This window comes from Tolypothrix sp. PCC 7712 (assembly GCF_025860405.1).
Taxonomy (GTDB): domain Bacteria; phylum Cyanobacteriota; class Cyanobacteriia; order Cyanobacteriales; family Nostocaceae; genus Aulosira; species Aulosira diplosiphon.
Map to the genome: position 1 here is coordinate 56,268 of NZ_CP063786.1, position 26,379 is coordinate 82,646.

17 protein-coding genes are annotated in these 26,379 nt (G+C 37.8%); 5 read left to right on the forward strand and 12 right to left on the reverse strand.

Annotated elements, in window-relative coordinates:
* Positions 1-46: 46 nt before the first annotated feature.
* Complete coding sequence (locus HGR01_RS37000; RefSeq protein ID WP_096622312.1) at positions 47-850, reverse strand: sulfite exporter TauE/SafE family protein; 804 nt, start codon at positions 848-850, stop codon at positions 47-49.
* Between the two features lie 1,085 nt (positions 851-1,935).
* On the opposite strand from HGR01_RS37000, the gene HGR01_RS37005 reads away from it, so the two are divergent.
* From HGR01_RS37005 to HGR01_RS37015, 3 genes are all read left to right on the forward strand, one after another.
* Complete coding sequence (locus HGR01_RS37005) at positions 1,936-9,690, forward strand: hypothetical protein (RefSeq protein ID WP_062243162.1); 7,755 nt, start codon at positions 1,936-1,938, stop codon at positions 9,688-9,690.
* A 7-nt stretch (positions 9,691-9,697) separates the two neighbouring features.
* The gene (locus tag HGR01_RS37010; protein ID WP_045873767.1) at positions 9,698-10,468 is read left to right on the forward strand and encodes a hypothetical protein; all 771 of its coding nucleotides are present in this window, start codon (positions 9,698-9,700) and stop codon (positions 10,466-10,468) included.
* A 503-nt stretch (positions 10,469-10,971) separates the two neighbouring features.
* A complete protein-coding gene (locus tag HGR01_RS37015; protein ID WP_045873769.1) occupies positions 10,972-11,760 on the forward strand; it encodes a response regulator in 789 nt (262 codons plus the stop codon).
* 4 nt (positions 11,761-11,764) lie between these two features.
* Here the strand turns inward: HGR01_RS37015 and HGR01_RS37020 are convergent, their stop codons facing one another.
* Genes HGR01_RS37020 through HGR01_RS37030 form a run of 3 tightly spaced genes read right to left on the reverse strand, consistent with a single transcriptional unit; the run spans position 11,765 to position 14,179 of the window.
* Positions 11,765-12,385: a DUF6753 family protein gene (locus HGR01_RS37020; protein ID WP_045873770.1), complete on the reverse strand. Its 621-nt coding sequence runs from the start codon at positions 12,383-12,385 to the stop codon at positions 11,765-11,767.
* Between the two features lie 55 nt (positions 12,386-12,440).
* Positions 12,441-13,247 carry a hypothetical protein gene (locus tag HGR01_RS37025; protein WP_045873771.1) on the reverse strand — a complete coding sequence of 269 codons (807 nt, stop codon included), beginning with the start codon at positions 13,245-13,247 and terminating at the stop codon, positions 12,441-12,443.
* A gap of 23 nt (positions 13,248-13,270) precedes the next feature.
* Positions 13,271-14,179, reverse strand: coding sequence for a chromosome partitioning protein ParA (locus tag HGR01_RS37030; protein ID WP_045873772.1), 909 nt, complete (start codon positions 14,177-14,179; stop codon positions 13,271-13,273).
* Positions 14,180-14,494: 315 nt separating this feature from the next.
* On the opposite strand from HGR01_RS37030, the gene HGR01_RS37035 reads away from it, so the two are divergent.
* Entirely contained in the window at positions 14,495-15,436 is a 942-nt protein-coding gene (locus tag HGR01_RS37035; protein ID WP_045873773.1) for an Rpn family recombination-promoting nuclease/putative transposase, read from the forward strand.
* A gap of 69 nt (positions 15,437-15,505) precedes the next feature.
* Here the strand turns inward: HGR01_RS37035 and HGR01_RS37040 are convergent, their stop codons facing one another.
* The 3 genes from HGR01_RS37040 to HGR01_RS37050 all read right to left on the reverse strand — a co-directional run bounded on the left by HGR01_RS37040 (position 15,506) and on the right by HGR01_RS37050 (position 19,852).
* Positions 15,506-15,787: a hypothetical protein gene (locus HGR01_RS37040; RefSeq protein ID WP_045873849.1), complete on the reverse strand. Its 282-nt coding sequence runs from the start codon at positions 15,785-15,787 to the stop codon at positions 15,506-15,508.
* A 121-nt stretch (positions 15,788-15,908) separates the two neighbouring features.
* Complete coding sequence (locus tag HGR01_RS37045; protein WP_045873774.1) at positions 15,909-18,110, reverse strand: hypothetical protein; 2,202 nt, start codon at positions 18,108-18,110, stop codon at positions 15,909-15,911.
* Between the two features lie 557 nt (positions 18,111-18,667).
* Positions 18,668-19,852, reverse strand: a complete 1,185-nt coding sequence (locus tag HGR01_RS37050) for a hypothetical protein (protein WP_045873775.1) — start codon at positions 19,850-19,852, stop codon at positions 18,668-18,670.
* A gap of 516 nt (positions 19,853-20,368) precedes the next feature.
* On the opposite strand from HGR01_RS37050, the gene HGR01_RS37055 reads away from it, so the two are divergent.
* A complete protein-coding gene (locus HGR01_RS37055) occupies positions 20,369-20,821 on the forward strand; it encodes a helix-turn-helix domain-containing protein (protein ID WP_045873776.1) in 453 nt (150 codons plus the stop codon).
* A 91-nt stretch (positions 20,822-20,912) separates the two neighbouring features.
* Here HGR01_RS37055 and HGR01_RS37060 read toward each other — a convergent pair whose 3' ends face one another.
* From HGR01_RS37060 to HGR01_RS37080, 5 genes are all read right to left on the reverse strand, one after another.
* Positions 20,913-21,419: a hypothetical protein gene (locus HGR01_RS37060; RefSeq protein ID WP_045873777.1), complete on the reverse strand. Its 507-nt coding sequence runs from the start codon at positions 21,417-21,419 to the stop codon at positions 20,913-20,915.
* Between the two features lie 279 nt (positions 21,420-21,698).
* Positions 21,699-22,964, reverse strand: coding sequence for a hypothetical protein (locus HGR01_RS37065; RefSeq protein WP_045873778.1), 1,266 nt, complete (start codon positions 22,962-22,964; stop codon positions 21,699-21,701).
* Positions 22,965-23,235: 271 nt separating this feature from the next.
* The gene (locus HGR01_RS37070; protein ID WP_045873779.1) at positions 23,236-23,715 is read right to left on the reverse strand and encodes a hypothetical protein; all 480 of its coding nucleotides are present in this window, start codon (positions 23,713-23,715) and stop codon (positions 23,236-23,238) included.
* Positions 23,716-23,736: 21 nt separating this feature from the next.
* The gene (locus HGR01_RS37075) at positions 23,737-24,183 is read right to left on the reverse strand and encodes a hypothetical protein (protein WP_235623122.1); all 447 of its coding nucleotides are present in this window, start codon (positions 24,181-24,183) and stop codon (positions 23,737-23,739) included.
* Positions 24,184-24,190: 7 nt separating this feature from the next.
* Positions 24,191-26,371 (reverse strand): DNA translocase FtsK, encoded by a 2,181-nt coding sequence (locus tag HGR01_RS37080; protein ID WP_045873781.1) that lies wholly within the window; start codon positions 26,369-26,371, stop codon positions 24,191-24,193.
* Positions 26,372-26,379: the final 8 nt, after the last annotated feature.

Here is a 26,379-nt window from a genome sequence, read left to right on the forward strand (position 1 = left end):
ATATCCAAAAATTTATGGGGTGAAAGGTTTTTTGGGTATCCTTTCTTTAAACTAAAGGTGTAAATTGACTAATAGTACTAGTTGACTGATTAGGTTGTAGGGATTTACGTAGTGTGACGATTGTAAGAATAGTCACAACTGTAAGGTAGATACGTTGTAGCCAGATACTACTCAAGCTTAGGGTAATACGTCCGCCAATAATTCCGCCTATGAACATTGTAAAACCAAGAATTATACCTAACTTGTAATCTACAAGTCCTTGCATCATAAATATTAAAGTAGCAATGAGTGAGGAAAATATATTAATAAGCTTAGTTGTTGCTATTGCTTGAACAAATGTCATGCGAAATAGCATTACATAGGCTGCTGTTAGTAAAGTCACATAACCACCACTAAAAAAGCCACCATAAATACCAATTATAAAAGTGGCTATATAGCCTACAATTTCTGCTGCCTGTGAGGGTATTGCTTCTGCTGGGACTACTCCAGCATTCTTGTTAGCAATTGATAATACCGTAACTAAAATCATTGAGATAGAGATAACAAGTGGTATTGATTTTGAAGGTACAATCAGAACAAGCAATGCTCCCAAAATTGATGATGTAAGCGTTAGAAAAATCAATAATGGTAAGCGAGGACGGTCAATTACTCCTTTACCAATAAAAGGTAATGTGCCACCAATGCTCATTAATGTTAATGCAAACATATTAGTAGCAAGAGCAGTGCGTGATTCAATTCCGAACTGAAGCATTACAGGTACAGTAATTAAAGAAGTGCTGCCAGTGATGACGCTGATGACGCTTGCTATCAAAAAAATTGTCATTAGAATAAGTAATTGAATAGTTAGCAAAATAGATACACTTCCTTTAAAGTACAGTTTGCCAATCGAAATACTGGAGTTAGTAATAAAAGTAAATTAGCACATAATCAATAAAACTTAAATAGCCTATTACATAGAAAACTTTACCAACCATTGATACTTATTAATGAATTTGTTGGTATTTAGCTAATTATTTATTCAAATAAATTATAATTTTTTTAGTTAGTTAACTACTGTCCTCAAGAACGAGCGCTAACTTCAAAAGACAGATACTAAGCTTAACAGCTAATCCCTGGCTAATGACTCCCTGGTAAGATAGTCAGCCAGGGTTTTCAATTGGCCGCGTCTTTCCCTGTGTCCAAAATTGTCCAAAACCTAGCTAGACATATCTCCTAAAGACTCAAACTTTGCGATCATAGGCACTTGTTGGATGAAGATGAACAGAGTTAGTAAGCACTACAGCACTGTAATAATGTGGGGTAAGAAAAAACTCAGAAAAAAGCGTACTATTAAAATCTGCCAACCAAGAGTAGGAAGGGTTAAAGAGGCAATGCTACCCTAGTTACGCGGTCGAGCCTTTATTTAAAGTTCAATAGGTAGTCGCCAAAGCACAAAAGATATGGTTACACTAGGCGCGCTTAAGTGAAACCAGTAGTTATAGTATTTGAGTTAATCTAGTAGTTGACTGGCCTGAATAAAAAGTAAAACCTAGTGCTATCCTGCTACCAATTTTCATGACTCGCCGTACTTCCGGCTGCTATTTAGTATTGAGTTTTCAACACATTGTCACTCTGCCTAAAACTACAAACACAACCAGAATCGCAAACATTACAAAAGTTACTACTGATTTATAAATAAGCAAAAAGTAATCAATAAGTTTGTATATTTTTTGTCATACTTAAATTAGGAAATCACGCAGGATAAGCTTTCATAAAGACTAAGCTAAGTAAAAACCTTGTTCCAAGGTACTTTTAACTACTAATAAATTGTTAGTAGAAATTAGAAATTTGTTGAATAGATTACTGATAAAGAGAAAGTAAAATTAAACTCTACGGGTATTTTAGTGCCAAAAAGTAAAAATTTATCTTTAATTTTATAAGTTTAATTGTTCATATATGACAATTCAAGCTAAACATTTTGACACTAGATTAAATCAATGGATTCATACAGATGGTAATACAAATAATCCAGATTCGCTGTTAAAGGAAGAACTTAATAATACTCTACTAGAACATTTCTTTCCTGAGGTAAACTTTTCGTTCGGGCATATGGACGAAAAGTCTACTGTGGAACAATTAACTAATCATCCAGAAGGTCATAAATTATTATTATCATCAAAAACTCGGTTGTTATATGGCCCCGAAAAATGTCTAGATACAATTAGGCAATTATGCCCTGATAACAAAGATAGAGGTGCTTACGGATCTATCTTTCTTGGTTCATGTAGAAATGCTGTTAATAAAGAGTTAAACATCCTAATAGTTGATGATAATAATGGTGAAAATGGCGGCATTATTAGTGATGACCAAGCATATCGGTTAACAGGAGACTGTTACGGACAAATATCAAAAGACCTGTATCACGAATTAACTAAGCATCAAAAAGGTGATAAATATCGAGTAATTCAGCACCGCTTTGGTTGGACTGATCGAGACGGAGATGATCAGAAATACCGTTTTGGTAAAGGTACACTACGCCCTGCTAACCTTGAGCAAATCCTCAATTATCAAGACTCCAATAACTCAACTAAAATTGACCTAATTCTTCCCTTATCTGCGTTCAAGGGAACTGATAAAGATAATCCCAATGGCCCAACTAAGCCTCAAATTCAACCTGGATTGTACAGACAAAATATCTGGCTAGGTGAAAAATCACAATCTGAACTCGGTAAGACAGCTATCTCACAGTTACTCGCTTCATTCCCTAACGGACTAAAAGACTTTACCGAACAATTAGAACTTGAAGCCAAAAAGCTTAAAGAAGCACAGGATGACCCTCGGCAACTTGCACAACTTTACTGCGAAAAGTACGAGAAGCGTAAAGCCTTTCTTGAAGAACAAGCAACCACACTAGAAGAACAAGCAGCAGAAGATCCAACATTAGCAGAAGAGTTAGAAACTTTGCGCTCGCGCATTGCTACTGACTCGTTGATTTACAAACTCATCAAAGCTGACCTGCAAGGAGAGGGGCAACTTCTCGAAACTGAGAAAGTACAGCGCGAACTCGCCCGGTTCGTCCAAAACGAGTGGAAAGAAATCGCCATCGGCAAGACGTTAACGTTTGAGCGAGCAATGGTCATTCCCTCCAAAGACCTGCAAAATGGGGAAATTTCCATACCGCATTATCAAGACGGCGAAGAAGTTCTCAACTTCCGCTCCCCTTTCCTTAACTCAAATGGTCTGTGCGTCTCAACTAACAAAATTGTAGAAGATATCCTTGGGCCTGATGGTCAACCTCTCGCTGGTGCGATCGCTGTCTCGGACGAAACAAGCGATCGCATTTACAACCGTCTCAATGAGCAAATTAAATCTATCCTGCCAGAAGCTCAAGGAAAAAATATCCAGTTAGAAGGTATTGAAAATTACTTAGACCAAAGTATCAGTAAGCTCGAAACTAAAGATAAAATCGAGTTTACTAACAAATTTAACGAGTATATTTTAGAACTACAATCAGTTGGTTATGAATTAGAGATTCTCCCTCAAGAGTCCGAACAAGAGCGCCAGGCACGCGATTACGATGGTGATTGTATCGGCTTCGAGCGGGCAAGCAAGTATCCCAACTTCACCATCGAAGCAAAAGAGCGCAACCTGCCCGAAAACGCCTACGCTCCAACTGTCAAACTTAAAAAACAATCTTTCTACCAAGAAGATGGAAGCCAGCCAGAATTTGAGGAAATCGCCATCCACATGAGCGATGGCATTAGTGTGGGTGTTATCAACAATCACCTTACCTCAATTGAGGCGTTAGAGTCAGAAATTACGATTCTCAAAAACTTTGGTAGTGAAAAAGACTCAATTGAGTACGTACAGCAGGTAGCCAAACACTACGAAGATTTATTCAAAACAGAAGCCTGGGCAAAATCCAAGGGTATTGAAGGGAAGGAGATTCCAAGCAAGTATCGCAGTTACATGGAAGAGTTCATCAAAACTGTTCGACAAGAACCCTTAAACCAGGCTAATGCAGTAGTGGCGATGAACATTAATACCCAAATGTATCGTGAAATGATTGCTGAGGCAGCATTTCAAAATCAAATTTCAGTTGACCTTTTCAAGAGTGCCAAAAAACCTGAAATTGAAATTATTCGCAACAACAGTCGGATTCTTCACCGTGAAGTCAACTATATTAAGGATAAGAAGAAAGATGTCTATATTGACAATACAATTCAAACGACAGGATATTCTCCTGTTGAATTACTAATTGCTCAAACCAATCAGTATTTTGAAAAAGCTCGCCTCGAATCGCGTGAAATCGTTCAATTTCAAGCTTTATTTAAAGGGGTTGAATTTTCTCACGAACAGCGATTAAGAGCTACCCTCATCAAAAAAGAATTCGACAAATCATTCAACCGAGCAAGTGAGCTATCTAAACAAAAAGAAACTGAAAAAGGGCCATCTGTAAATATTACCCTTGCTAATGGTAATCAAGTAAGTATAACTAATCTTCTACAGTATGATAATAAATTTATCTGGAAAGCTAATACAATTACGATAAAACTATCAGAAATATCCGAAGATAAGCGCAATAATAACCGTCCGCATAAATATTTAGTTTATGCTCAAATTAACGATGAAACTGAAAATGGTAAACCCAAGTTTAGAACATTAGGAACACTAGCGAGAGAGCAAGAAAATAAACTCGAAGAGATAGGAATTACACTTGGGCACGAAGTAAAATCTAACAAAATATTATTCCAGCCTGAACTAAGCGAAGGTCAAATTAAACTTCTTTACCAAAAAGCTTACCAGATAGCAGAGGAATTTTATAATTCGCTCCCAGAAGACCAAAAGCTAACAATGGCAGCTGCCACCTGGGCAGTATCAACTACTCGTGAGAATAGTAATGATAAAAGTAGCGATCGCCAAAATAAAGTTTCTAATTTCGCTTTTGCTACCTTTCCTCAAGAGATTATCAGTCAGTTAAATACACTCAAGTTTACCGAGTTTAGTATCACTGGGTTTGACCGGAATAGTGAGTTTTTAAATGAAAATCAACCTCAGAGTATTCGATTTAATCTAGCTGAAGATGGAAAAAGCGTAATTGAAATCCAGAATCAAGAGGGTAATTACGAATCATTTGGAAATATTGAACAAAGTAACGCCCGGCTACCAATTGGTACTATTGCTATTGGTAATCTTGAAAAAGGTGAAGTATATACCACCTCTGTTACAACCAAAGTACCTGGACTACCAGAACTAACTTTCAAGGTAGGCGAAGTTAATAAGTTTGGAAATTCCCAAAGGTTTAATAATGAACCTGTAATGTTAACAATCGAAAAGGTTGACCTGATTCGGGAAGACTATACTATCTATCTTCAAAATGGTAACAAACCTGAAAAACTAGGCAATATTGATAAAGAATCAATCAAAGAAGGTATTGCTCAAGGCTGGCTAGCAGAAAAGCCTGGGAATGGGCAAAAGTTACATCTTAAAATTCAAACTATCATCACTGAACAAAATGCCTATGCTATAGCAGAAACATCTCAAAGCAATCTATTACGAATTAATATTACGAATCCAAAATACAAGAAACAGGAGATTAACAACCAAGCATTTCAAGAAACTTTAGTTCGTGCATTTGATAAAAAGCACGTTTATATTGCTAAAATTGGCGACCAATCACTCGGTATTATTGGTCAGCATAATGAACGTCTCGAAGCTGATTTAAATAAAGGGAATATACAAAAACAGTGGCAAAGGAAAGAAACTAGCACTGTACAAAAATTAATTGATACGGGTATTATTCGCCCAAACCAACAACGAACCACTATCCCTGTACAGATTACCAGTAATGAAAGTACCTGTAAAATAATTATTAATCCAGAAACAGTACAGTATCCTGACAAATGGGTTAAACGCAGTCAGCTTATAAGTAATGAAAAGCCTGTCAGAGACGAGCAGCAGGAAAAACGCAACCAAATACTCGGTAAAATTAACGAACGCCCTACAATCATGTTCCAAGATAAAGAACAAAAATTAGTAGGACTTTTAGGATTAGCAGTTGATGAAAATCTAACCGAAAAAACCAAAAAGTATCTCGAAAAAGTAGGAATATTATACGAACAACTTCCTGTATCACAAGCTCGGTTAGAAGGCAAAAAGGGAATGACTGTATTCGTACTTGATGAAACTACTATCAGCAGCGAATTAAGACAAACCTTTATTAACCGTGCTGGTGGTCATATCAAAAGTGCAGATACACCCTCACAACCCACTCCAATCATTCCCCAACAAACTGTATATTTTTATAATCCAAATCAACAATATACTTCTCCCGATGGAGCGCAGGTAGAAACTAAAGAAGCTTTTGGATTAGTAGTCCCCGCACAAGACGCGATCACTGTAGCCACTTGGTTAGAATTGAAATCTACTGAAAACGACTATTTTATTGAGAGTAACACAGCTACATTCATTTTTAATAAAAATGAGATTAGTGAGAAAATAACCGAAGAATTAAATACTTTACTTGGAGAAGCTATTAATATTGGCGAAGCTGATGGTTTTGACCGCTACGAACAGCTTAGTGCAGATTTAAATCAAAAAGTTACAGATGAAGGTAGTCTTTTAAAATTAAACCATATTCCAGAAAATAGTGATTACCAAAAAGCTCTAAAAGCACTTCCTAACCGTCCAAGAGAACTCAATCAAGAAGATTCTCCAGTACCAATTGTTCCTGCTAAAGCTTTACCAGAAAAGAATACAACTAATATTCAATTGAATACTAACGCCACAGTTGGAGTAATTTCACAAGTCTATCAAAACGCGGTTGAGATACAAGCAATAAATAATACACAATCAGAAACTAATAACCAGGCAATATTACTACCCAACTCGCGTCAAGCCGATCCAACTAAAGCTATTGAAATTTTGGGTAAGATAAGCGAAAAAAAAGTAGAACAGCTGCGATCGCATCTTGAAACCCACCTCAAACCTATACTTGAAAATGACAAATCTAACTATGCATTACTGAGACAAGTCGCCTGGATCGGTGCAAAATGGGATTTGAAGGATAAAGACTTTAAGCCAGGGGTACAGGACGACAAGTTGATGGAACTTGTTAAGCAAGTATATCCCGACGCTGATATTGTGCTGGTAACTTATTCCGAGAACCCCGGTGCTGGCATTAACTATCACCGCGATGACTCCTACGCCGCGACGGAGGCCCGCAGCATTAATATCGGAAATTCTGACTGGGGCTATCGCGCTGCTAAGGAACGAATGGCATGGACTAGGGAAGAGAATCAGGACGCACCATATCAAGAGTTTAAACTTGAGTCGGGTACAGTAACCCGCTTTAACTGCAAGAACGAACACGCTGCACTGAATACTGAGGCTGGCAGATGGTCTATCAACATCTGGTCAATTAAAAATGATCTGGGCAGAGAAAACAGCGTTCGCCAAAAATTTGAGAACTTCCTCACCTCAAACCAACCTCCTCGTGCGGTAGTCCAAACTAACAACGACCTCACCATCAAAGCTAACGAGTGGACACCAGGGGGAGAAATTAAAGTAGAGCGCAGTTATACCAGCCTCAGAGAAGTCGCCCAAAACATACCCTCACACCCTTCAAACCAACCAACTGTCGAAGAAATTATCGCCATTGGCAATTTCACTGCGGCACGCGCTGCTAATCCTCAGATTCCAGACAACCCAACTATATCTGGAAAACCAGTACCAATGATTTATTCGCTGCATCTGCACGGCGAAGCTGCCGCAGTACCAGTTGACACAACCATTGATGCTATGCGCGGACACGGTAGGATACACACTACCAGAGGTGTAGACTACCAAAAAACTTATGGTATCAATGAGGGAGATATTGCGATCGCCCAAGGTAAAAACGGCGAGCAAGTTGCTTTTCGGGTAGGTAAGCAATACAAAATTACCACCCAAATGATTCAAGACCCAAGTTACCAGCAAGCCTGGGCGAGATGGGAGAAGCATTCACCAAAAGAACTTACCCAAACTCAAGCGAGTAAGAGTCAGGTATATGGCTTATTCATGGAGCCACTAGGAGATTATGTCAATGGCAAAATTATTCCATTCCCAACCATCCAAAAACAACCTGCAACTCCAGTAAATATCAGCCCCGACTCCAAAGATGGGCTGGGAGTTGCACTCAGCCTTGCCACTGCACTCGCCAAAGAACAAGGCAAGCTGCAAAACGATTACCAAGTTTCAGTCAAAAATAATCCTGAAGCCCCCGCCGGGCAGTATGGAGTAGAAACCCATATCCAAAAACCTCAAGGGGTAGCATACGCATCCGCCGAACACGCATTTAATCACCAAAAGCAGTTGCATCCATCAGTTGATGAATACCAGCTAATGGTAGAAGTGCTTCAGGCTAAACTCGAACAACACCCCCGGCTAACTGAGGCGATCGCCAAACGCGGGGGAGTCAATTGGTTAGAGAATTGTACAAGCATTACTAATGCTCAGGATCAACAGTGGGAGGGTAAGGGTAAAGAATCCGCATTTATTCAAGCCCTTAGCGAAGCATATATGTATGTAGTTGCAAAAACACAACAAACTACAGTACAAACCCAGCAGGACAAGTCCCAACAGACTGCTCTGCGGCCCACAAATCCACTGTCCCAACTCGAACCTATAAACGCCGCCGTCGCTGAACACATGAAAAAAGACATTGCGATGGCCCAAATAGCTACCCAGTTTATCGGTAAATCAGCTGCACCCCCCGGTACACCTTCAAGCACTCGAAATTACGAGCAAGCATGGGGGGAACGCGCCAACACAGGAAATTACTCAAAAGAAGACATCATTATGGTGTCCGGATCTGGCCCGTGGCGCGGAGTAACAAGCGAGCAAATTTCCCAAACATTTGAAAATCACTATAAACCCCTACTTGATAAGGCAATAGCAGCGAAAAGCTCTTTTCTAGTTGGAAACGCACAAGGAACTGACCAATTAGTTCAAAATTATCTTCAAGAAAAAGGGTACAAAGTAGAACAAACTTCCCAAGGATACACAGTATTTAATCCTGTAGAAAACACCAAAGTTAGTAGCGATATTATTTCTGCCCATACACAAGTATCACATAATTCGTTGATTGCTAAAGACAAGAGCATTTTTTCATCACAACAAAGCCAAGAACCAAATATTGACCAAGCACTCGCATCACCTGCTCAACCCAAAATGCAGCAGGTTGGAGCAATGGATAGCATTATCGAGCGGATGAAAGCTAATACAGTGCAAAATCTCCAAGACTGGTATATGGCAGCTGAAAAACTCGGTAAATCAGACACATATCTCAATAGAATTCAAGAGATAACTAATTTATACATTCAAGAAAATATTAGTCTTGAGAATGCTTTTAAGGCAATGGAACAAGACATTAAAGAATTAGAAAAAGTTAATGAGATGACCAGTCTTGCTCAACGTGTAGTTAAGACAATTGGACAAGAAGATATTAATGGCATTATGTCAGTCCAAACAGAAAAATATCAGATTGCTACTCAAACTCAAAACCAAACTTATTTAGTTAAAGATAAAAAGGATAATATCTTGTTATATGTCAAACAGGGAAAAACTCAAGTAAGTAACATCAGTGATAAAACATTACAAGATTTTCAAGTTATGAATCTTCGCATCAATAATGCACTCAAAGATATCAAAAAAGATTTAGTAGAGAGGTAATTTTACTATGAAAGAATTAATCGAGTTTCCAGCAGAAGGTTTAACTCCAGCAATGCAAGCTTGTCTCCTTAGAGAATTGATCGCACAACTTAATATACCTGATGAGAAATTTGAAGAATATGCAAAAAATCCTCCAACTGCTGAGGAACGACAAGAAGCTGTGTTAAAGTTAAATTCAGAAATGAATAGAATCAGTGAAATAGCACAAGAGGAAGTAAAGTTAAGCTCCACAGAAATTGAACTTATCAATTTTGTTAATCCAGTTAGTCCAGAGTCACCTTTACAACCCGAAGTAAGCCAGTCAAAAGAAAATACAATTGAGCCAGATGTTCTAAAAAACTTTACAAATAAAAATGACGACAAGAATGGCAATCTAGTAGAAGAAGGTCAATACGATAAAGTACAATCTATTATCGCTAATTTCCAAATTCAACAATTTGTTATTCCTGTAATTTTAGACTGCTTAAATATATTCGGTAAACCAGACAAAGAGACACAAAGTATTATTTATAAAGGTGAGGCATATACTGCAAGCCTAAAATTAGAAGAAAATTCACAAACTCTTAGCCTTGATAGAAATTCGCCTGATTCAGAAGCAAGCCAAGAAGCATTGCTAGCATCTCGTAATAATAGCTCAGAGAATTACTCTATCATCATCAATAACCTTACCCATAATGAATTTGAACTGTTTAAGGCTCTGTTCGATGAGCAACAAGCACGCTGCGAACAGAACCAACAACAATTCAAAAACCAGAATGCTGTTCAAGAGATAGATTAAATTAAATCAACCCAAAGCACACACCATACGAAAAAGCTATAAACCCCAAAACTAGCTTGTTATTAAAACTCAAGGGAGTTTTGGGGCAAATAATAACCGCAACAGAAAAATAGTAAAAAGACGCAGTAAAATCAAACAAACTCGTCGGGTTAATAGGTAATCTACCTAACCCGACCAAACATAGCATTACTATTAAAGACCAAACAACAATATTTTCTATCCATTCTAAAAGGTTATTGAAATTCATAAAAAATCGTTTATTACTCCCTAAATTTGATAAATACTATTAAAACTAAAACCGATCAATAAAATTGCCTAGTAAATATATTGCTTAATGAAAACTACACAAACCATCCCGTGACTTTGTAAATTTTTTAAAATTAAAAATAAAGTTTTTAAATAAGCTGATTAATTTATAGTAACTGTAAAGATTAAGAAACAGTAAAAAGTAAGTGCTATAAGTATTATTATCAGGGACAATACTAAACCAAACAGTATGTAATATGAAACCTATTAATGTTGTCATCATTGAAAATGAGAACATATCTAGGGTCGGTGCGGCGACGATATTATCTGAAACTGGTAAAATCCAGGTATGTGGCCTTGCAAAAACCGGAAAAGAAGGAATAGAAATTGTTGACCAACAAAAGCCAGATATCGTGGTGATAAATATTGATTTACCTGATATCAATGGCACTGATGTCATAAGTTTAATTAAATGCAAACACACATCAATTAAAATAGTGGTTATGACTGCAAATAGCAGCCGAGATACCATTAACGCAGCAATTAGTAATGGCGCAGACTGCTACTACTGTAAAAATAATGCCAGAGAAGAAGTAGGAGAAAGATTCATTGAAGCAGTAATGGCTGCATACAATAACGAATCATGGATTGACCCAACTATTAATCGCATTTTGATTGATAATCTTAGGTCAAATGACACAGCCGATAAAAATTCACTAGATTTGTTAAGTGATTTCTCTAGTAAAGAAATTACAGTTCTCAAATTAGCGGCTGGTGGCATGAAAAATAATGAAATTGCTAATGTCATGTATGTTTCCGAAGGTACAGTCAGGTCATATTTACATAATTCATTTATCAAGTTAGGAGTCAAAGATAGATTAAACGCTATCCGGGAAGCTATCCGCCTGGGAATCCTCAGCTTTGCAGACATGAAAATCGAAGAAGAAATTACTCAAGAAACCCACACAAGGGTCAAAACCAACCAAAATAGTCAAAAGGATACAGCTAAAACGAGTAATAAGGGATACAAAGGCTGGGTTGCCTAGAAAATTAATCAACTGCAATTATGCAGCCGCCTGAATACTTCTTCTGCTGGCGGCAAGTTTTAATGATGGCGGCGTTTTTCATATAAATACTACGCGCTACCTTACCTTCATTGGATTTAGCCCAATCCAGAAGCTTTTTATCTTCGGGTTGTAAGATGGCAGATCCAGAAGCCGCCTGCTGAAAAGTTACACTTCCAGCAATGGTCTTGTGTGTAAAAACACCAATTGCAGTCCCTAAAGCCAGTACAAAACCCAATACTCCCGCTACTTGTGCCAATCGCCAATTACTTACACCCAAGAGAGGCAATGCCCCACCAGCTTGCTTAGTCATCTTAATTAAATCCTTAGCGGCTTGGGCGATCGCATTTTTTTGTTGCTGTATTGCCACCTTAGAAGCACTATTTAACTTATCGTCCACCATGTCAGCCCAACCCACCACAAGCGAGTCAAGCCTACCAGGTAGTTGCTGTAACGCAAATTGGGTTGTACCTAGTTCGGCATATAGATTAAACAAGGGGTCATCAGGTCTAACACCCAATTTAAGTATCCAATCAGTGACCTCTGCTTTCTTTTCTTCAGAATATTCTGCAATTACTTTTTCAACAACTTTTGCAATATTGGTCATAGGTTGTTTAAACAGTTAATTTAAAACCTCACTGTCAATTTGGTAAAGATAATACTTACCATTCTTCAGATTCAATATTTTCATTTACATCAAAATTGGAAGGATTTTGTTGATTTGCACCTACAGAAGCTAGTTTTGTACAGTGATTACCTAATCCTAAATAATTCAAAGCAATCTCATTAGAAACAATAGAATTATTAAAATTCTCTATCCAGTTGAATACTATTGAACGCTGAATAGTATTAAGAGGCGAGTTAGTTTCAATAAGTTGAGCATAGGGTAAACCAGTATCCTCAAGCAACTCGTAAAATTCGTTATGCAATCCCCCCAAAACTAGCTCCAAGCCATTTAATTTTTTAATATCAGCTTGGAATCTACTACCTTCATAGTATCGAAATTGCTTGCCAAAGTAATAATTTTTGATAACAACATAGTCAACTTGACTACCAAAATGCTGGTATAAATCCTCAAGATAATCTTCAACACAGTCTTTACGATGTGATATCGGGTGCAAGAAAGTAACACGATATCCGAGATGGTTAAGATTTTCTATCAGTGAAACATCTTTATCAAAAAACTTGAACTCTTGATGGTTTTGACCTGGCATATCTGTCAAAACTACATCAATATTTGGAAACATTTCTAAGTCAAGTAATAATCTATCTGAATCGCCCCTAGACAATCCCAAATGGTTTATTTCAAAACCTTTTGATTTATACATCGACAGTTTGTTACGATAACCGTGGTAGAAAATACGCGCATTGCATTTACTTTTCAAGTACAATTCCAGCAAGAGCCGAGAAACTGTGGACTTACCCACACGCGCATCACCCGATGTAATTACAAAACGCTTTTTAAACATAATCAACCAAGCAAACTATTCAATTAAGCAGCTATATCTTGAGATGGTAAATTTGCATCTTGGTTTTTAGCTTTTTCTTTTTCTTCGTTTTCTCTAAGCTCTTTAGACTTTTCTACAACTGCTGGATAGTAACAGTCATCTGATTGTATATCAAAACCCAATAAATTAAATGCTGGCTTAATTTGCGCTTCAAACTCAGCAAGCCAAGATTTAATTCTTGACTTAATTACAATATTTGTTTCTTTATGAGTCTGACCTTCATTAAAGGTTAAAGCATGGCGGTCAAGAAAGTCATAAGACTTGTAGAATAAATCTGGCATTACAAGTTCTATTAGACTTTCTGCAAGCATATTCTGACGTAGGGAAGAGTCATTATATCGCTCAAACTTTTCTTCTTCACCATGAAAGAGATTTTTGACAACAATATAATCTACTTGGTCTTTACAAAGTTCACGAAGTTTTTCTAAAACATTTATAGAGTCAAGAACTCTACTAATCACTGAAACCATTGTTACTCGACAATTAATTTCAGTTTTCAGAACTTCAAAAAATGCAAGCTCTTTAACATAACTTTCAAAAAAACCTCCAGATTGTGCAGGTAAGTCTAATAATGTGATAGGACAATCACTCTCATCTAGATTAATTAATAAATCGTCAGCACCACCTCTATGAAAAATATCAATATAACGTATTATTGGGCGGTAATCTTTTTGAAAATATCTTTCTATTTGAGGATTCCTTAAGTCAGCTTCATAAGCAACACAGGGTAGATTTTTATTAATGTAAAGTTGAAATATTGCTCGTGCAAAGGTACTTTTACCCACGCCACCTTTATCACCTGTTATAATTATCAGTCGCTTTTGAGGTTTACCATTAGTATTGGAGGAAGTATTATTTGACATGGCTGGTTGTTCTTTATTTTTTCGGGTCATAATATTGTTTACAAAGTGGCTAAACTTTGTTTTGTCAGGTTAATATCAATCTAAATTTTTAAATTTGTAAACAAAAAATTCATAAATTAAATTAATGCAATAGGTAAATCAGCAACTATATTGCTCAATAAAATCTTCCTAATTTATTTTGAATAAACTACTCTGAGTATGTAACCTATCGCTTAAAAAACCAAGCAACAAAATTCCATATTAAAACAACATTTGTTGATATGTAAATTAGTCATAAATTTTATGTCGTTTAAAGTAACTTGACTTTCAAAAAAGGCATTATGATATTTTGATGGTAAATAATCTATGAGTGAAGTACGAGCTGATTATGATGGTGCTTGGAAGGAAGGTGTAGAACAATATTTTGAAGCGTTTCTTGCATTCTTTTTTCCAGAGATTCAAGCAGAAATTGATTGGGAACGAGGCTATGATTTTCTCGATCAAGAATTGCAGCAGTTGATGAGAGAATCTGAAATTGGTAAACAATTTGTCGATAAGCTAATCAAAGTTTGGCTAAAAGATGGAAAGGAAACTTGGTTGCTGATTCATCTGGAAATTCAAAGTCAAGTAGATCCCAACTTCCCTAAACGGATGTTTTCTTACCACTACAGAATCTTTGACCGTTATAACCAAGAAGTTGTTAGCTTGGCAATTCTGGGGGATAATCAAGCCAACTGGCGACCGCAAGAATATAGTTATGGACGTTGGGGATGTCGTTTGAGTCTTCAGTTTCCCATTGTCAAGCTACTGGACTATGAATCTCGTTGGTCAGAATTGGAACAAAGTGATAGTCCTTTTGCTGTACTAGTGATGGCGCACCTGCGGACACAAGCCACAACTCAAGATTTAGCAGGCCGATTGCAGTGGAAGTTGAGCTTAATTAAACGAATGTATGAGTTAGGCTATAGTAGAGATAAAATCCAGCAAATCTTCCGGTTGCTAGATAGATTAATGACTCTACCACCGGAGTTAGACTTAAATTTTCAAGCCGAATTAGAGCGTTTTGAGGCTGAACAGCAAATGACATACATAACAAGCATAGAACGCATAGGTATAGCAAAAGCTACCCAGAAATATATTGCTCAAATCCTAACAATTCGATTTAAAAATGTTCCTACTGAATTAGTAGAAAAACTAAATGAATTATATGACATTGAGTTACTGAATCAATTGTTAGAAAAAGCTGTAACTACAGGTTCAATATCTGAGTTTGGGCAACAATTAAGTCAGGAAGATACAAATACATAGTTTCAAATTTGCACGGAATGCTGATTGTACAGTTATAAAATTCTAACTATCGGCTAACTTTTTTTGCTTTCAAATACAAATTAATTCCCCAATCAAATCTGCTGCCCGCTTTCCATATTTTTGTTGAATAGCATCCCTGTACGGCAAGCAATCTTCACTTAAAAAATCACGAATAAATAGAGAAAAATCAAATCCTCTTTTCGAGTCCACGTATTCTGCTAATTCAATATTAAACAGTGATTTAAATTCATCCTCTCTTTGTTTCAGTGCTGAATATTTAGTTAAATTATTGGCTTGGAAGATTGGTTCAACTGCTTGATTAAACAGTTTTTCCATTAAGATATCTTTCATAGCTCCTTCTATATTTTTGTACAAAATTTTACTCACAAATTAATAACTTCTGTAAAGCTGAATCACCTCTTTTTGTGCAGTTAAAATCTAAAATACCAAACATCTTACCGCCTGATATCCCTCATCTTTTCCAAAATTTTTCGCTTTCCAACTCCAAGGAAAACGGTAGACACCCAGGATTGGCAGTCGCCCACTCCTCAGCTTCTGCAATTAGAGTTTCGTTACCGGAATCGAGGTAGAATTGCATTTTGGCACGTTGCTCTAAGCGATCGCGTTCTTGAGTGCTGAGAATATGTCCCGTGATTACGCAGTATTGGCGCACCTTAGCCTTAGCTTGGGTTAGAGCCATTAGCCGTAGTTTTGTCACTCGCTTGAGTTCCTCGATGCGGTAGGAAACATCAGTAGTCTCCTCACCAACAGATGCGCCCTGCAAGCCGTTGTTGGCGTTTTTGAGTGGTTGTTCTAGTGGAACCGCAGCAGGTATCGAAACTACACCCAGCCCGTTATTCTTCGTGTTAGATAAGTTTTGATTATCAACTTTTGACGACGTGCCAGAGCTACACAGGTATATAAAATCCTGATCAGAACTGAATTGATTTGATTGTAAAATATTTGTATGAACTGAATTCTTTAATTGATTGCTGGTTTTATTTAAATTAATTTCAGCAGTATTAGAAGAATTTATGAATTCAAGATTTTCCGCAGACTGGATGACAGCTGAGTCTGACTGAGAAACATCAGGTTGTTCAACAAACCCTGCTGACTCCAGCCCTTGGGGGGCTGTAGCAGCAGGAGGTAAACACTTACAAAAAACCTTCATATAGAAAGAATGAACGTAATTACTTATTCCACAAGGATTTTGAGTATCGTGTTTTACAAACGAGCTTTGAAATTCGTAAAATTGCCCGTTCTCGCTTGATTGATAAGGGTTTAAGCTATTTTCTGCCCAAGGGTCTAAAATGTAGCGTGTGGGATGCCACAAATGTAAGTGCTTTTGTAGTGTCTCTTGAGAGACAGTTTTGTTAAAGCGGCGTTTATACTCAGCACGTATAGCTTTTGCCCGTTCAGTAGCCCCTGCTGGTAATCCACTACCCCACTCTATTGCTGTTACTACTATCTGGATGCGTCTTTGGGCTTGTTGGCTACGTTCCCAGTTCTGCTGGTGGCGACGGTCAAATAAAATTACGTTATCTTTGGGTTGCTCAATGCTGCTAACACCTGCTATGGCTTCTGCAAATGTGTTGGCGAATGTACTCAATAGCCGTTCGGGATAACTAACGTAGGCACTGTACCATTTATTACGAATTGTGCATTCTACCCAATGCCGTACTCTAGCTTCGATTTCATGTTGGTGTCGGCAATATTGCTTATAGCCAGGGGCGTTGATTGCGGTGGAAAGGCAAAATTCGACTAATTTATCGCCTCTTAAGTCTAGAAAGACGATTCCATAGCCTGCAAAAATCTGGAGGAGGGTGTTTGTTTGTCCTTGTCCCGTCCAACCGATCGCAATTATTTCTTCCCAGTTGGCACGCCACTGTGCAGCATCAGCAGACTCTTGCTTACGATATCTCTCCTGTGCAATTTGTTTTTTGGCTTTGTTCGCTACCCGTTTTAATTTGGTTAAATCTTGCCGACTGGCCGCGCGATCGCAATAATCGAGGAAGATAGAAACGGAATCGCTAATTGGTTGTAAGTCATCATCAAGTAAAAATGACCCACTACCCGGTTGCATGGGACAACGGATGGCTTTGTAGTTGGTTATTTGTTTGGCACTATATGGTTTAGTATTGGGGAAGATTTCTAGGTGTCCTTGGCGTATGATAAAGCCTGCATTTCTCAAAGTAATTTCTAAGGCGCAAGCTACGGCAAAGGTGGGCAGGGGAGATGCAAAGTTTAAAATCAAGTGATAACCACCACTAAAGCTGGACTGGAGAATGACGATATCGACTATGCCGATTTCCTCTAGTGCCGCTTTGATGCGACTTATGGATTCAATGTTATGGTAGTCACCAAAAAAGTCTAAATCGATTGTGGCGTAACGGGTTGTGTTGTCAAAACGCAGACCTACTAGTTTTGACTTATCTTGGTGCAGCTTCCACAGTTGGGAAGGTTGCAGGTAATAATCGATGGTACGCCATGCTGGTTTTGCACCTTCTACTAAAGAAGGGGCAACTATCGCCCCAAATGGATGCCAAAAACGCTCTACGTAGCGTTTGCCCAATGATTCTACGGGCAGGTGGGGTTTGATTTTCTTTTTTACAGGCTGTGAAAGACTTAATTGGGGCCTGTTATCAACATCTGCCCCGAAATCTTCTTGGAACATGAGTGACTGTCCTGATGGTTTTAGTGCATCAGGTAGCCTCGCTGTTGGTCAAAATGTGTTAGCCTAAATTTGAAATTTTTGTTTTATTAAGAAGCGGTTGGTTATCCGCTTGTTGGAGGCGACTGGTAATCGTCTCATGGTTGAAAGCAAACAGAGGTTATACTTGTTTAGGCTTAGACATACGTAGGCTTAGGCTAAGATTTAGTCCAACACGCTTCACCAACAACAATGCGGCTACCCAACTTTTTTTTGAGAGCTATTTAAATACGTCAGTTCTAGCGAAGTTGTGACTAAATCTAGAAAATAGTTTTGGAATAAGAATGCAAAGCTAGTAACACCTAAAAGTGTCACCAAAAATTGACAGAAGTTAGTACAATGGGTGAAGATGAAATTACACTCCACCAACGAATTTAAAAACAAAAAACAGTCAAATATATCCATACGAGTTCAGCACCCAAAATATGAACTCGTACTGCAATTAGTATTGAGATGCTAATCTATTAGGTAACGTTAAATTGTGGGATAAATTCTCTGCTAGATTAACTGCTCACAGCTACCTATGCAGCACGAATATTATCCTTTTTTCTATTTGTAGACACTTCCATTGCTTGCATTTGGTTCTTATAATCCTCCCAAGTTTTTTCAAATACGTCAGACTCATACATCCGCAATAAAACCTCCTCTTTATCAGTTAAATTTGGGAGTTTTAACAACTCAGCTAAAGATACCTGAACTGGAAAAACATCCCTAAACTTTTCCATTAAGTGAAGAATTCTTGCTCTCTGTTCAGCAGATGGTTCATTTTGCAACTCTGCATCAATCTGTCGCGGACGTAGATTCACGATTTCTAGGTTCATATTTACTAAATTCCTCAATCCAAACACAACAAATTCATTAGTTATACCAATAACACGCCCCACGATTTCCAACTCTGTCCGCAGTCTTTCCTTAAATTGATATACTTGACCAACTTGGAAACGCCGAAACGGATTGCGATCGCCATTCCGCATCCAAGCGATACCATCACTTATACTACCTATCTCATCCGCTTCAATCAGGTTTATAACCTGCTCACAGATATCTTGATTGCAAACAAACTTGTAAGCTGCATCAATACTCCGGTTAAATTCCGCCTCCAGTGCAACAACTGCCTTAAATTTTTGCAGTTCCCTTAATTGAGAAATATATTCAAATACTTTTTTACCCTTGTGATAACTGCCAACACTTATCCTTAGATTCTCTGAAACCTCCTGAATCACAGGTTTACCCTTATTTAATTGAGAGTTACTCTCATCTATCGAAGTGTTCAAATTTGAATACTTCGTTTCATTCAAACGACGAGCGCTTTCCCTCTGTCTTTCTTTCGCTTGGGGACGAAGTACGCTCTCCCAGTACTGCCCTTCGTGAAATTTCTGGTAATGAGTCTTCCCGCCTTCGCGGTGGAGATTAAAATCAAGCACTAATTTCAAATCTTCTTCAGGCGAGCCAGACTCGACAAATTCCACTTTAACAGCAGAAATTCCCAACTGGCGGGCTATCTGCAAACGACACTTGCCTGCCAAGACGACATTTACACCAGTGCGTGCAGATACCTTTAAAGATTCCAGAATCCCTTTTTCCGAGATACTTTTTTCTAAAGCGGGACGAACCTCATTTTCACCGTATATTTCTATCAGCTTCGGATGAACTACCAACTCCGCAGGAGAAATATATACAATTGCCGGACTATGCACCTCAGACATATTGATACTCCGGGTCACAAATTGCCTAAAAAAGATAAGTTCAATTTTGAAAAGCTTAAGCAGAAAGTAGAAAAACTCAAGCAGCAGGACTGATGGCACTTTCTACAGTGAAAGTGATATTATTAAAAAATAATTAATTTTTGTAAATAATGAACAATTAATTATCAAACAATCTCCCGAAGAGAATTTTTGCAGTAGAAAACTATTATTATTAACCCATTTAAAACCAATTTCATTGAAGAGATATTTTTTGGTGTTATTTTTGGGAAAAATACATCTACCGAAAGAAAGATTTGTAAAACTGGCTAAACTCATGATATGATGTCTCTAGTTAATTAAATTGACAAAATAATGTCCCGCCTTGTTTTACTAACAGGTGGGCTTGTTTTCTCCTCAAAGCCCTGGTGCAAACAGGGCTTTGGGTGGGTTTTTAGAAAAAATGAACGCTACAAAAAGAGTATATCAGGCTTCATTCCATTTGGCAAAATTGTACAGTAAAGAGGGGTAAATTTTTAGATGCCTCATCTTCAAATATTAAATTCTCTTGAAAAACAAGCACTAGAACACATAGCAGCAACGAGCAGCGATGAAGTTAGCAAAAGAGCGAAAATTCTGCTAGGGCTAAACGAAGGCAAAAAATATGTAGCTTTAGCCCAAGAGATTGGTGTAACCGAAAACTCAATAGCAAAGTGGAAGAAAAGATGGACATCAAGTACCATCTTGTCAGAAACCCAGGAGTCGGCGATCGCAAAAGCTAATGAAGTATTAGGTGTCAACGTAGGCAGACCTAAAAAGTGCAAAAGTACAGAGGCAAGCAAAATTGTCGAAATCAGCGAATGGAGCAAGAACCGAAAACCTAGTCGCTCAAAGCACCACTACCATATGCAGGTAGCAGAAGAAGCCGCTAGGAGAGGTTTACCAACACTATCGCCAAGAAGTATAGGACGCATTTTGGAAGCTCAACCTTAATAGAAAGAGTCATCAAGCAAGTATTATCCTATCCCAAGGTAGTAGTTTTGCAATCCCAGTTTTTACCGAGGCTTTTCACCAAATTCTAATTCTAAGCAAGCATTTCCACACACTCGACCACTTGAGCAGAGATCACTTGTTGTGCGATCAGAAAGTCAACGAGTCCATCGAGTTTTTTACGGTTGTAGACGGTAGAATAGCCTTGAATTCGGCGTTCTTTGCAGAACTGTCGCAGCTTCCGCGCACCTAAATCCAAAAGCTTCTTCCTTTCTTCCTTAACGTCTATTAGCACAAGCTGCCTAGCTTCATCCGCAACCTCAGTTTCAACAACTGGTGGAGCAGTTTCAATAATGGAAGATTCTGGTTTAGAAAATTCTTCCCGAACAGAAACAGCACCAACACCAGTCAAATCACCAAGAGGTTCCAAAACTGGCAACTCTTCAGAAATCACCCCAACGCTATTACTAACTTGAAGTGATAGTGATTGAGCAGGGACAAATATCACACAGAAGATTGGGAAGACCATCAAAAACAACTCGATTGGAAACAAAACATCGTTAACAGATTGCACAAAAGGCGATATTGCAAAAGCAGACATAATGTGATTCCTCCATGAATTACTGATGGGCGGCGTTATAGCGACTTACCACCCAGTAGCGGGGGAAACCCCCGTACTGAGTGAAAGCTTTTATACGTATCCCAACTAATAGCAGGAGGAAGGAGGGTAAATTGCCTTTTTAAGCAATTAGATGAAGTAAGTTTTCCAAAATTTGCAGTTGTTAAATTGGAGAAATTACCAGTTCAAGATACAGAAATTGCAAAAATGCGAAATGCGATTTTTCCGGCTTGTACTCGCAGCTTTTAGAAACTTCCTTATTCATCTCAGCACTCCAGATTTTTTACTCTTAAGGTAGTTAACGTAGCTAACGAAGTTGTAGTTATATCTGAGTTCTTGAGGAACGAAAGTTGAGTAAGGATGCAGCGATACACCATCACGACGAAACCGATGACAGGGTGCATATATATCAAAAAAGATAGATATTTCATCACCATCAACTTCGATTTGAGCTATGCCCTTAAGTTCCTTTGCAAACTCTAAAACTCTTCCTGATGCTACATAGTCAAAGACCACTACATTTCGAGTACGGAAATACTGGATGTAAGAAAGAAGTGTTGCTTCCATACCAAGCTCAAGCAATCTGTCAGAATGTTTAAGCAAGATGCCAGAATAGGAAAAAGAAAACCTACGGTTAGCGTATTCATCCCACAAGATAAGATTGCCGTAAAATTTGTAAATATTCGCTTGATTGGACGATATTTCTCTATTTAAATTTTCGACAACAGCATCATCTTCAAATGGAAACAAGGCCTTACGTTCATCCCATTGCTTATCTGGACAGCAACTATTTTCCAAACATCCATGTGGATGAATACCACAAACAATATTATTAGCACCATGCAGTAACTTACACCCAGCACATACTTGCAAATAGCAAGAACTAAATTCTTCGCTATTAACTGCATTAATATAGCGTCGGTGTATATCTAAATGCTCCTCTAAAGCTTCACAAGGTAAAGCCTGATATGACGAGAAGGTTTGTCCAATTAATCTGTCTGGATCAGTTTCATCATAGATTACTGCCAAGTCGTCAATTTGGTGAGAACGTAATTCTTCGTAAAGTACGAATTTCCGATATGGTTCTTCCTCAAATCTAGAAACAACCAAGCACTTTGAATCAGAATGTCTTTCAAAATTCATCACCGTGTAAGTGTAAATTGAAGACAGACAATCAGATTTTTCAGAGTTCTCAGTTTTTGTAAGTACAAGCGGTTTTGTGTCAGCTATTTTTGCAATTTCTCTACTCGAATTAGTTTCCTCCGATTCTTCAACAATGCTGAAGAAAGCACCGCCCAAGGAAGCAAAAATAATCCCGGTAAAGCCCAATACAATAGCACCAGTGCCGATATAAGCAATTTGTTCAGAGCGTTCTTTCTCAACTATTGAGAATCCACCCCTAGCTAAGCACAATAAGCCCAAACCAGAAAAAGTTGCTACAGTGCCTAAAGCAATAGCAGTCAAAGACACCATTCCAAAAGCAGCATTAAGGTTTCTCAAGCCATTAAACGCAAACTTCTTCAACATAATTCATTCCTCCAAAATGCAGGTCACAAGATTTTTAATTACTCTCGCCCCGGCACAAATTGGGATTTGCTGAGAACTACGCTACTAACCTACCCCTTACTCTATTAACAATTCCAAAACTATTTAATAGATATGTACTCGTTAATTTTCAGTCTCAGTAGTAGTTTCATTCCCAATGGTGATAGCAAGAGTCGAACTTGCTTTGTTGCTTAAAACAACAATCTACCCGAACTGGAATATCACCAAATAACAATATTTAGAAATAACATATCTACTTTCCAAAAGTCCAAGTATTAGTTTCGTTTAATTCCAATTCTTCAAAACAGTTAACAAAACTCGGAAAGTGAAAATATCTTAGCGGCATTCGAGATATTAATAGTAAAGAAAAATTCTCTAGTATAGCCAACTGTTGTAATCTCAATAAATCGTCGCTAAAACTATCGCTAACAAAGTGCAATCTATCAAAGTTATCAATCACAAGTAGTCTATTTAATCCATCAGATAATTCGCTTACTATATTTTGCCAATTCTGCTGGTAGTACAAATCAAAACTCATAGGAATAACATTAAAGAGATGAGCCACACTAAAAGGATATTCAAGATTGAGATAAACAGACTTTAAAGTAATATCTTTAAGTAAACAGTTTTTAACAGTAAAAGTCTTGCCAATATCCTGTTTACCCCATAAATTAACATTCTTGCCTGCATTTAGTTTACCAATCAACCAAGTATATTCTTTATAACGTAACATTACTATTATCCTTTAGATAAACTACAATTTGTTTGAGATTAAATGTGTGATTTTTTGATTGTGTCTTTCTAAACTCTTTCTAGAAAATTGGTTAGATACAATAAAATTATCTAATAAAAAATCAGGTGATTGTGAAAGTCTTAACAGTACACCATCATCACCACTACTGCGATGATAGTAATGAACAACAGGTGATTGGATAACTGTCAGGTTATCGTTACGAATTGCTCGCCCTGTAACTAGCCCATCCATGATAAATTTAGCGGCAGCAGCTACATTATCACTATCTCGTGCAAAATTTTTGAGATACCAATGGAACTCAATCCACACTGTACTATCCAAATAAAATTCACATTCTCTAACAAATTCACCAATTAAGTTTGTCCAGTACTTCTTAAGTTCAGCACTTGCTTGCCAACTTGACCGTGCCTGGTTAATAATTTCGTTCATACAAGGGGGTAAAGGCATTGTTAGTTCAAATATCATCTTCACCGCCACCTTTCAAGTTATTTAAAAATTCTTCAACAACGTTTCTAAATTTCTTGTATGACCTACCATCTTGACGGGATAAATTGAATACTGCTTTGACGATTTCATCAAGTTGATAGCCCTTTTGATGCAAATTCATAATTGAGTTTCTTGCTTCTTCGTCAAGCTGCACCTTAAAACTAAAACTGCCCTCAAAATCAGTCTTAGATTGCTTAGTTTTAGTAGCAGTAGTGGCTTTAAATTTACCATTATCATTACTACTACTCTCGCCATACAGACTAGCGACAAATTCATCAAAGTCTAACCCAGATTTCCATGCTGTATAAGGATCGTTCTGGTTTTTTGCTTCCAAGAGTAATTGCTGGAAGTATTCAGGGTCTTCATCGTCAGCAACATATAAAGCTTGGAGTCGTAAAACTTCAGTCGTCTTGTACAAAAAATCACCGTATCCCAGCAAATAAACTGCACGCTTGTCTTTATCGTCCCCCAGGATAATACAACTATCTTCAGGGCGGGTTGTCACAAAGGCTGTCTTCGCTGGAAAGTTTGAGCGAATCAATGGGTCTATCACGTTTTTGTCAGGTCGTTGAGTGTATAACAATACATGAATCCCCGCACCACCCGCTTTTGCAAGCAACTTCATCAGCGCAGTCTCAATGCGATCGCAGTAGTTATCATCGGAAAGTAGGTCAAAACACTCGTCAATTAGACAAATCACTCGCGGCATGACATAATCAGGTGCGAAGCGTGAATTGTACTGTGCGATCGTTTCAATACTGCTGTGGCACTCAAATTCCTGGTAACGCAATTCCATTTCTTCGACCAAGTAATCGAGTAAGTTAGCGGTAGACTCTGCATCACGCGCAACTGGGGCAACAAGATGGGGAAGTCCATCAAATTTACCAAAGGTCACTCGTTTAACATCTGAAAGTGCCAATCGAACAACAGAAGGGGGATATCGTCGCACCAAATACAAGATTGCGGCTTTCTCAAATTGCGATTTTCCACCCCGCGTCCGCCCACCACCCAGGATATGGGTCACGTTATCGCTATAAAGGGGAATCTCGACATAAGTGCCATCAACATCAACACCACCGGGGATAGACACCGAATAAATGTCAGGTTCGCCGTCAAAACTAAAGTAATCACGAAAATAAGCAAATTGTCTGTCTAACCTGGGTATGTCAAATACAACTCCCCCAGGCACTACACTCACCATTGGCGCAACTTTTAAGCCTAATTCTTCACCAAGCTGCTGTACTAAGTCATTACCGATATCTTCTACTTTTTTATAACTAACACCCCGTCCCAGTTTTACCCTAATACGGTTAAAAGTAGGGCCATTTTTGGCATCGACATACTTAGCATTAATATTAAAATCTTCTAACGTATCAACTAATAGTTTTCCTGCTTGTCCCATAGTTAAAATATTTGAGCTAACAATCCCATTATTAGCAATTTCACTATTTAAACATTTAGTTTCATTTAAAACAATTGTTCCATCTCTTACCAGCTTTAAATCTATTGCTTTACCTTTAGCACGGGCAACAAGCACTGCCGTTCGGTAGCAATAGTTTTTAATAAAGTTATCTCTCGATTTATTTGCTAAATCAGTAAAGTAACTAATTGGTTTATTATTTAAAAATAAATTATAAAGATTGTGCTGCACTACTTCATAGCCAATCTGCTTGAGATAAATGTTTTTTATAGACTCAATATGTTCAAATAAAGCTTCAATTGGCGAGTTACTAACTATCTCAATCATTTTTTGATATACGTTATTTTTCTCCCACTGTGATGGCATTCGATTGAGATGGATATATTCAAGTGCATAACATACAAACTCGTACTGGTTTAAAGTACAGTGTTCTGCACATATTGATAATATTTCATCATCGTTTGTACCTGCAATTACTGATTCGTATATTACCTGAAATAAAAATTCTAAATTAAATTCAACAACTGGACGTGATAATTTTGTTCTAAAGTCAATCTGCTTTAAAACAGTTTCAGCAAAAAAAACCATTGCATCAGGTAAAGCTTCCCGTACATTCTCTATAATCTCTTCATTGCTCAAACCATCTTGTTTGGCCTGTACAATTGCAGTCCAAAGCTGTTGTTTTTGAAATTCAGTATTACCCTTAATGTCATTGTATGGTAGTAACATTACTAAGT

Excerpts from the sequence above, each read along its gene's own strand:
- HGR01_RS37005 (WP_062243162.1), top strand. The coding sequence starts at position 1,936 with ATGACAATTCAAGCTAAACATTTTGACACTAGATTAAATCAATGGATT.
- HGR01_RS37010 (WP_045873767.1), top strand. The coding sequence starts at position 9,698 with ATGAAAGAATTAATCGAGTTTCCAGCAGAAGGTTTAACTCCAGCAATG.
- HGR01_RS37015 (WP_045873769.1), top strand. The coding sequence starts at position 10,972 with ATGAAACCTATTAATGTTGTCATCATTGAAAATGAGAACATATCTAGG.
- HGR01_RS37020 (WP_045873770.1), bottom strand. The coding sequence starts at position 12,385 with ATGACCAATATTGCAAAAGTTGTTGAAAAAGTAATTGCAGAATATTCT.
- HGR01_RS37025 (WP_045873771.1), bottom strand. The coding sequence starts at position 13,247 with ATGTTTAAAAAGCGTTTTGTAATTACATCGGGTGATGCGCGTGTGGGT.
- HGR01_RS37030 (WP_045873772.1), bottom strand. The coding sequence starts at position 14,179 with ATGACCCGAAAAAATAAAGAACAACCAGCCATGTCAAATAATACTTCC.
- HGR01_RS37035 (WP_045873773.1), top strand. The coding sequence starts at position 14,495 with ATGAGTGAAGTACGAGCTGATTATGATGGTGCTTGGAAGGAAGGTGTA.
- HGR01_RS37040 (WP_045873849.1), bottom strand. The coding sequence starts at position 15,787 with ATGAAAGATATCTTAATGGAAAAACTGTTTAATCAAGCAGTTGAACCA.
- HGR01_RS37045 (WP_045873774.1), bottom strand. The coding sequence starts at position 18,110 with ATGTTCCAAGAAGATTTCGGGGCAGATGTTGATAACAGGCCCCAATTA.
- HGR01_RS37050 (WP_045873775.1), bottom strand. The coding sequence starts at position 19,852 with ATGTCTGAGGTGCATAGTCCGGCAATTGTATATATTTCTCCTGCGGAG.
- HGR01_RS37055 (WP_045873776.1), top strand. The coding sequence starts at position 20,369 with ATGCCTCATCTTCAAATATTAAATTCTCTTGAAAAACAAGCACTAGAA.
- HGR01_RS37060 (WP_045873777.1), bottom strand. The coding sequence starts at position 21,419 with ATGTCTGCTTTTGCAATATCGCCTTTTGTGCAATCTGTTAACGATGTT.
- HGR01_RS37065 (WP_045873778.1), bottom strand. The coding sequence starts at position 22,964 with ATGTTGAAGAAGTTTGCGTTTAATGGCTTGAGAAACCTTAATGCTGCT.
- HGR01_RS37070 (WP_045873779.1), bottom strand. The coding sequence starts at position 23,715 with ATGTTACGTTATAAAGAATATACTTGGTTGATTGGTAAACTAAATGCA.
- HGR01_RS37075 (WP_235623122.1), bottom strand. The coding sequence starts at position 24,183 with ATGCCTTTACCCCCTTGTATGAACGAAATTATTAACCAGGCACGGTCA.
- HGR01_RS37080 (WP_045873781.1), bottom strand. The coding sequence starts at position 26,371 with ATGTTACTACCATACAATGACATTAAGGGTAATACTGAATTTCAAAAA.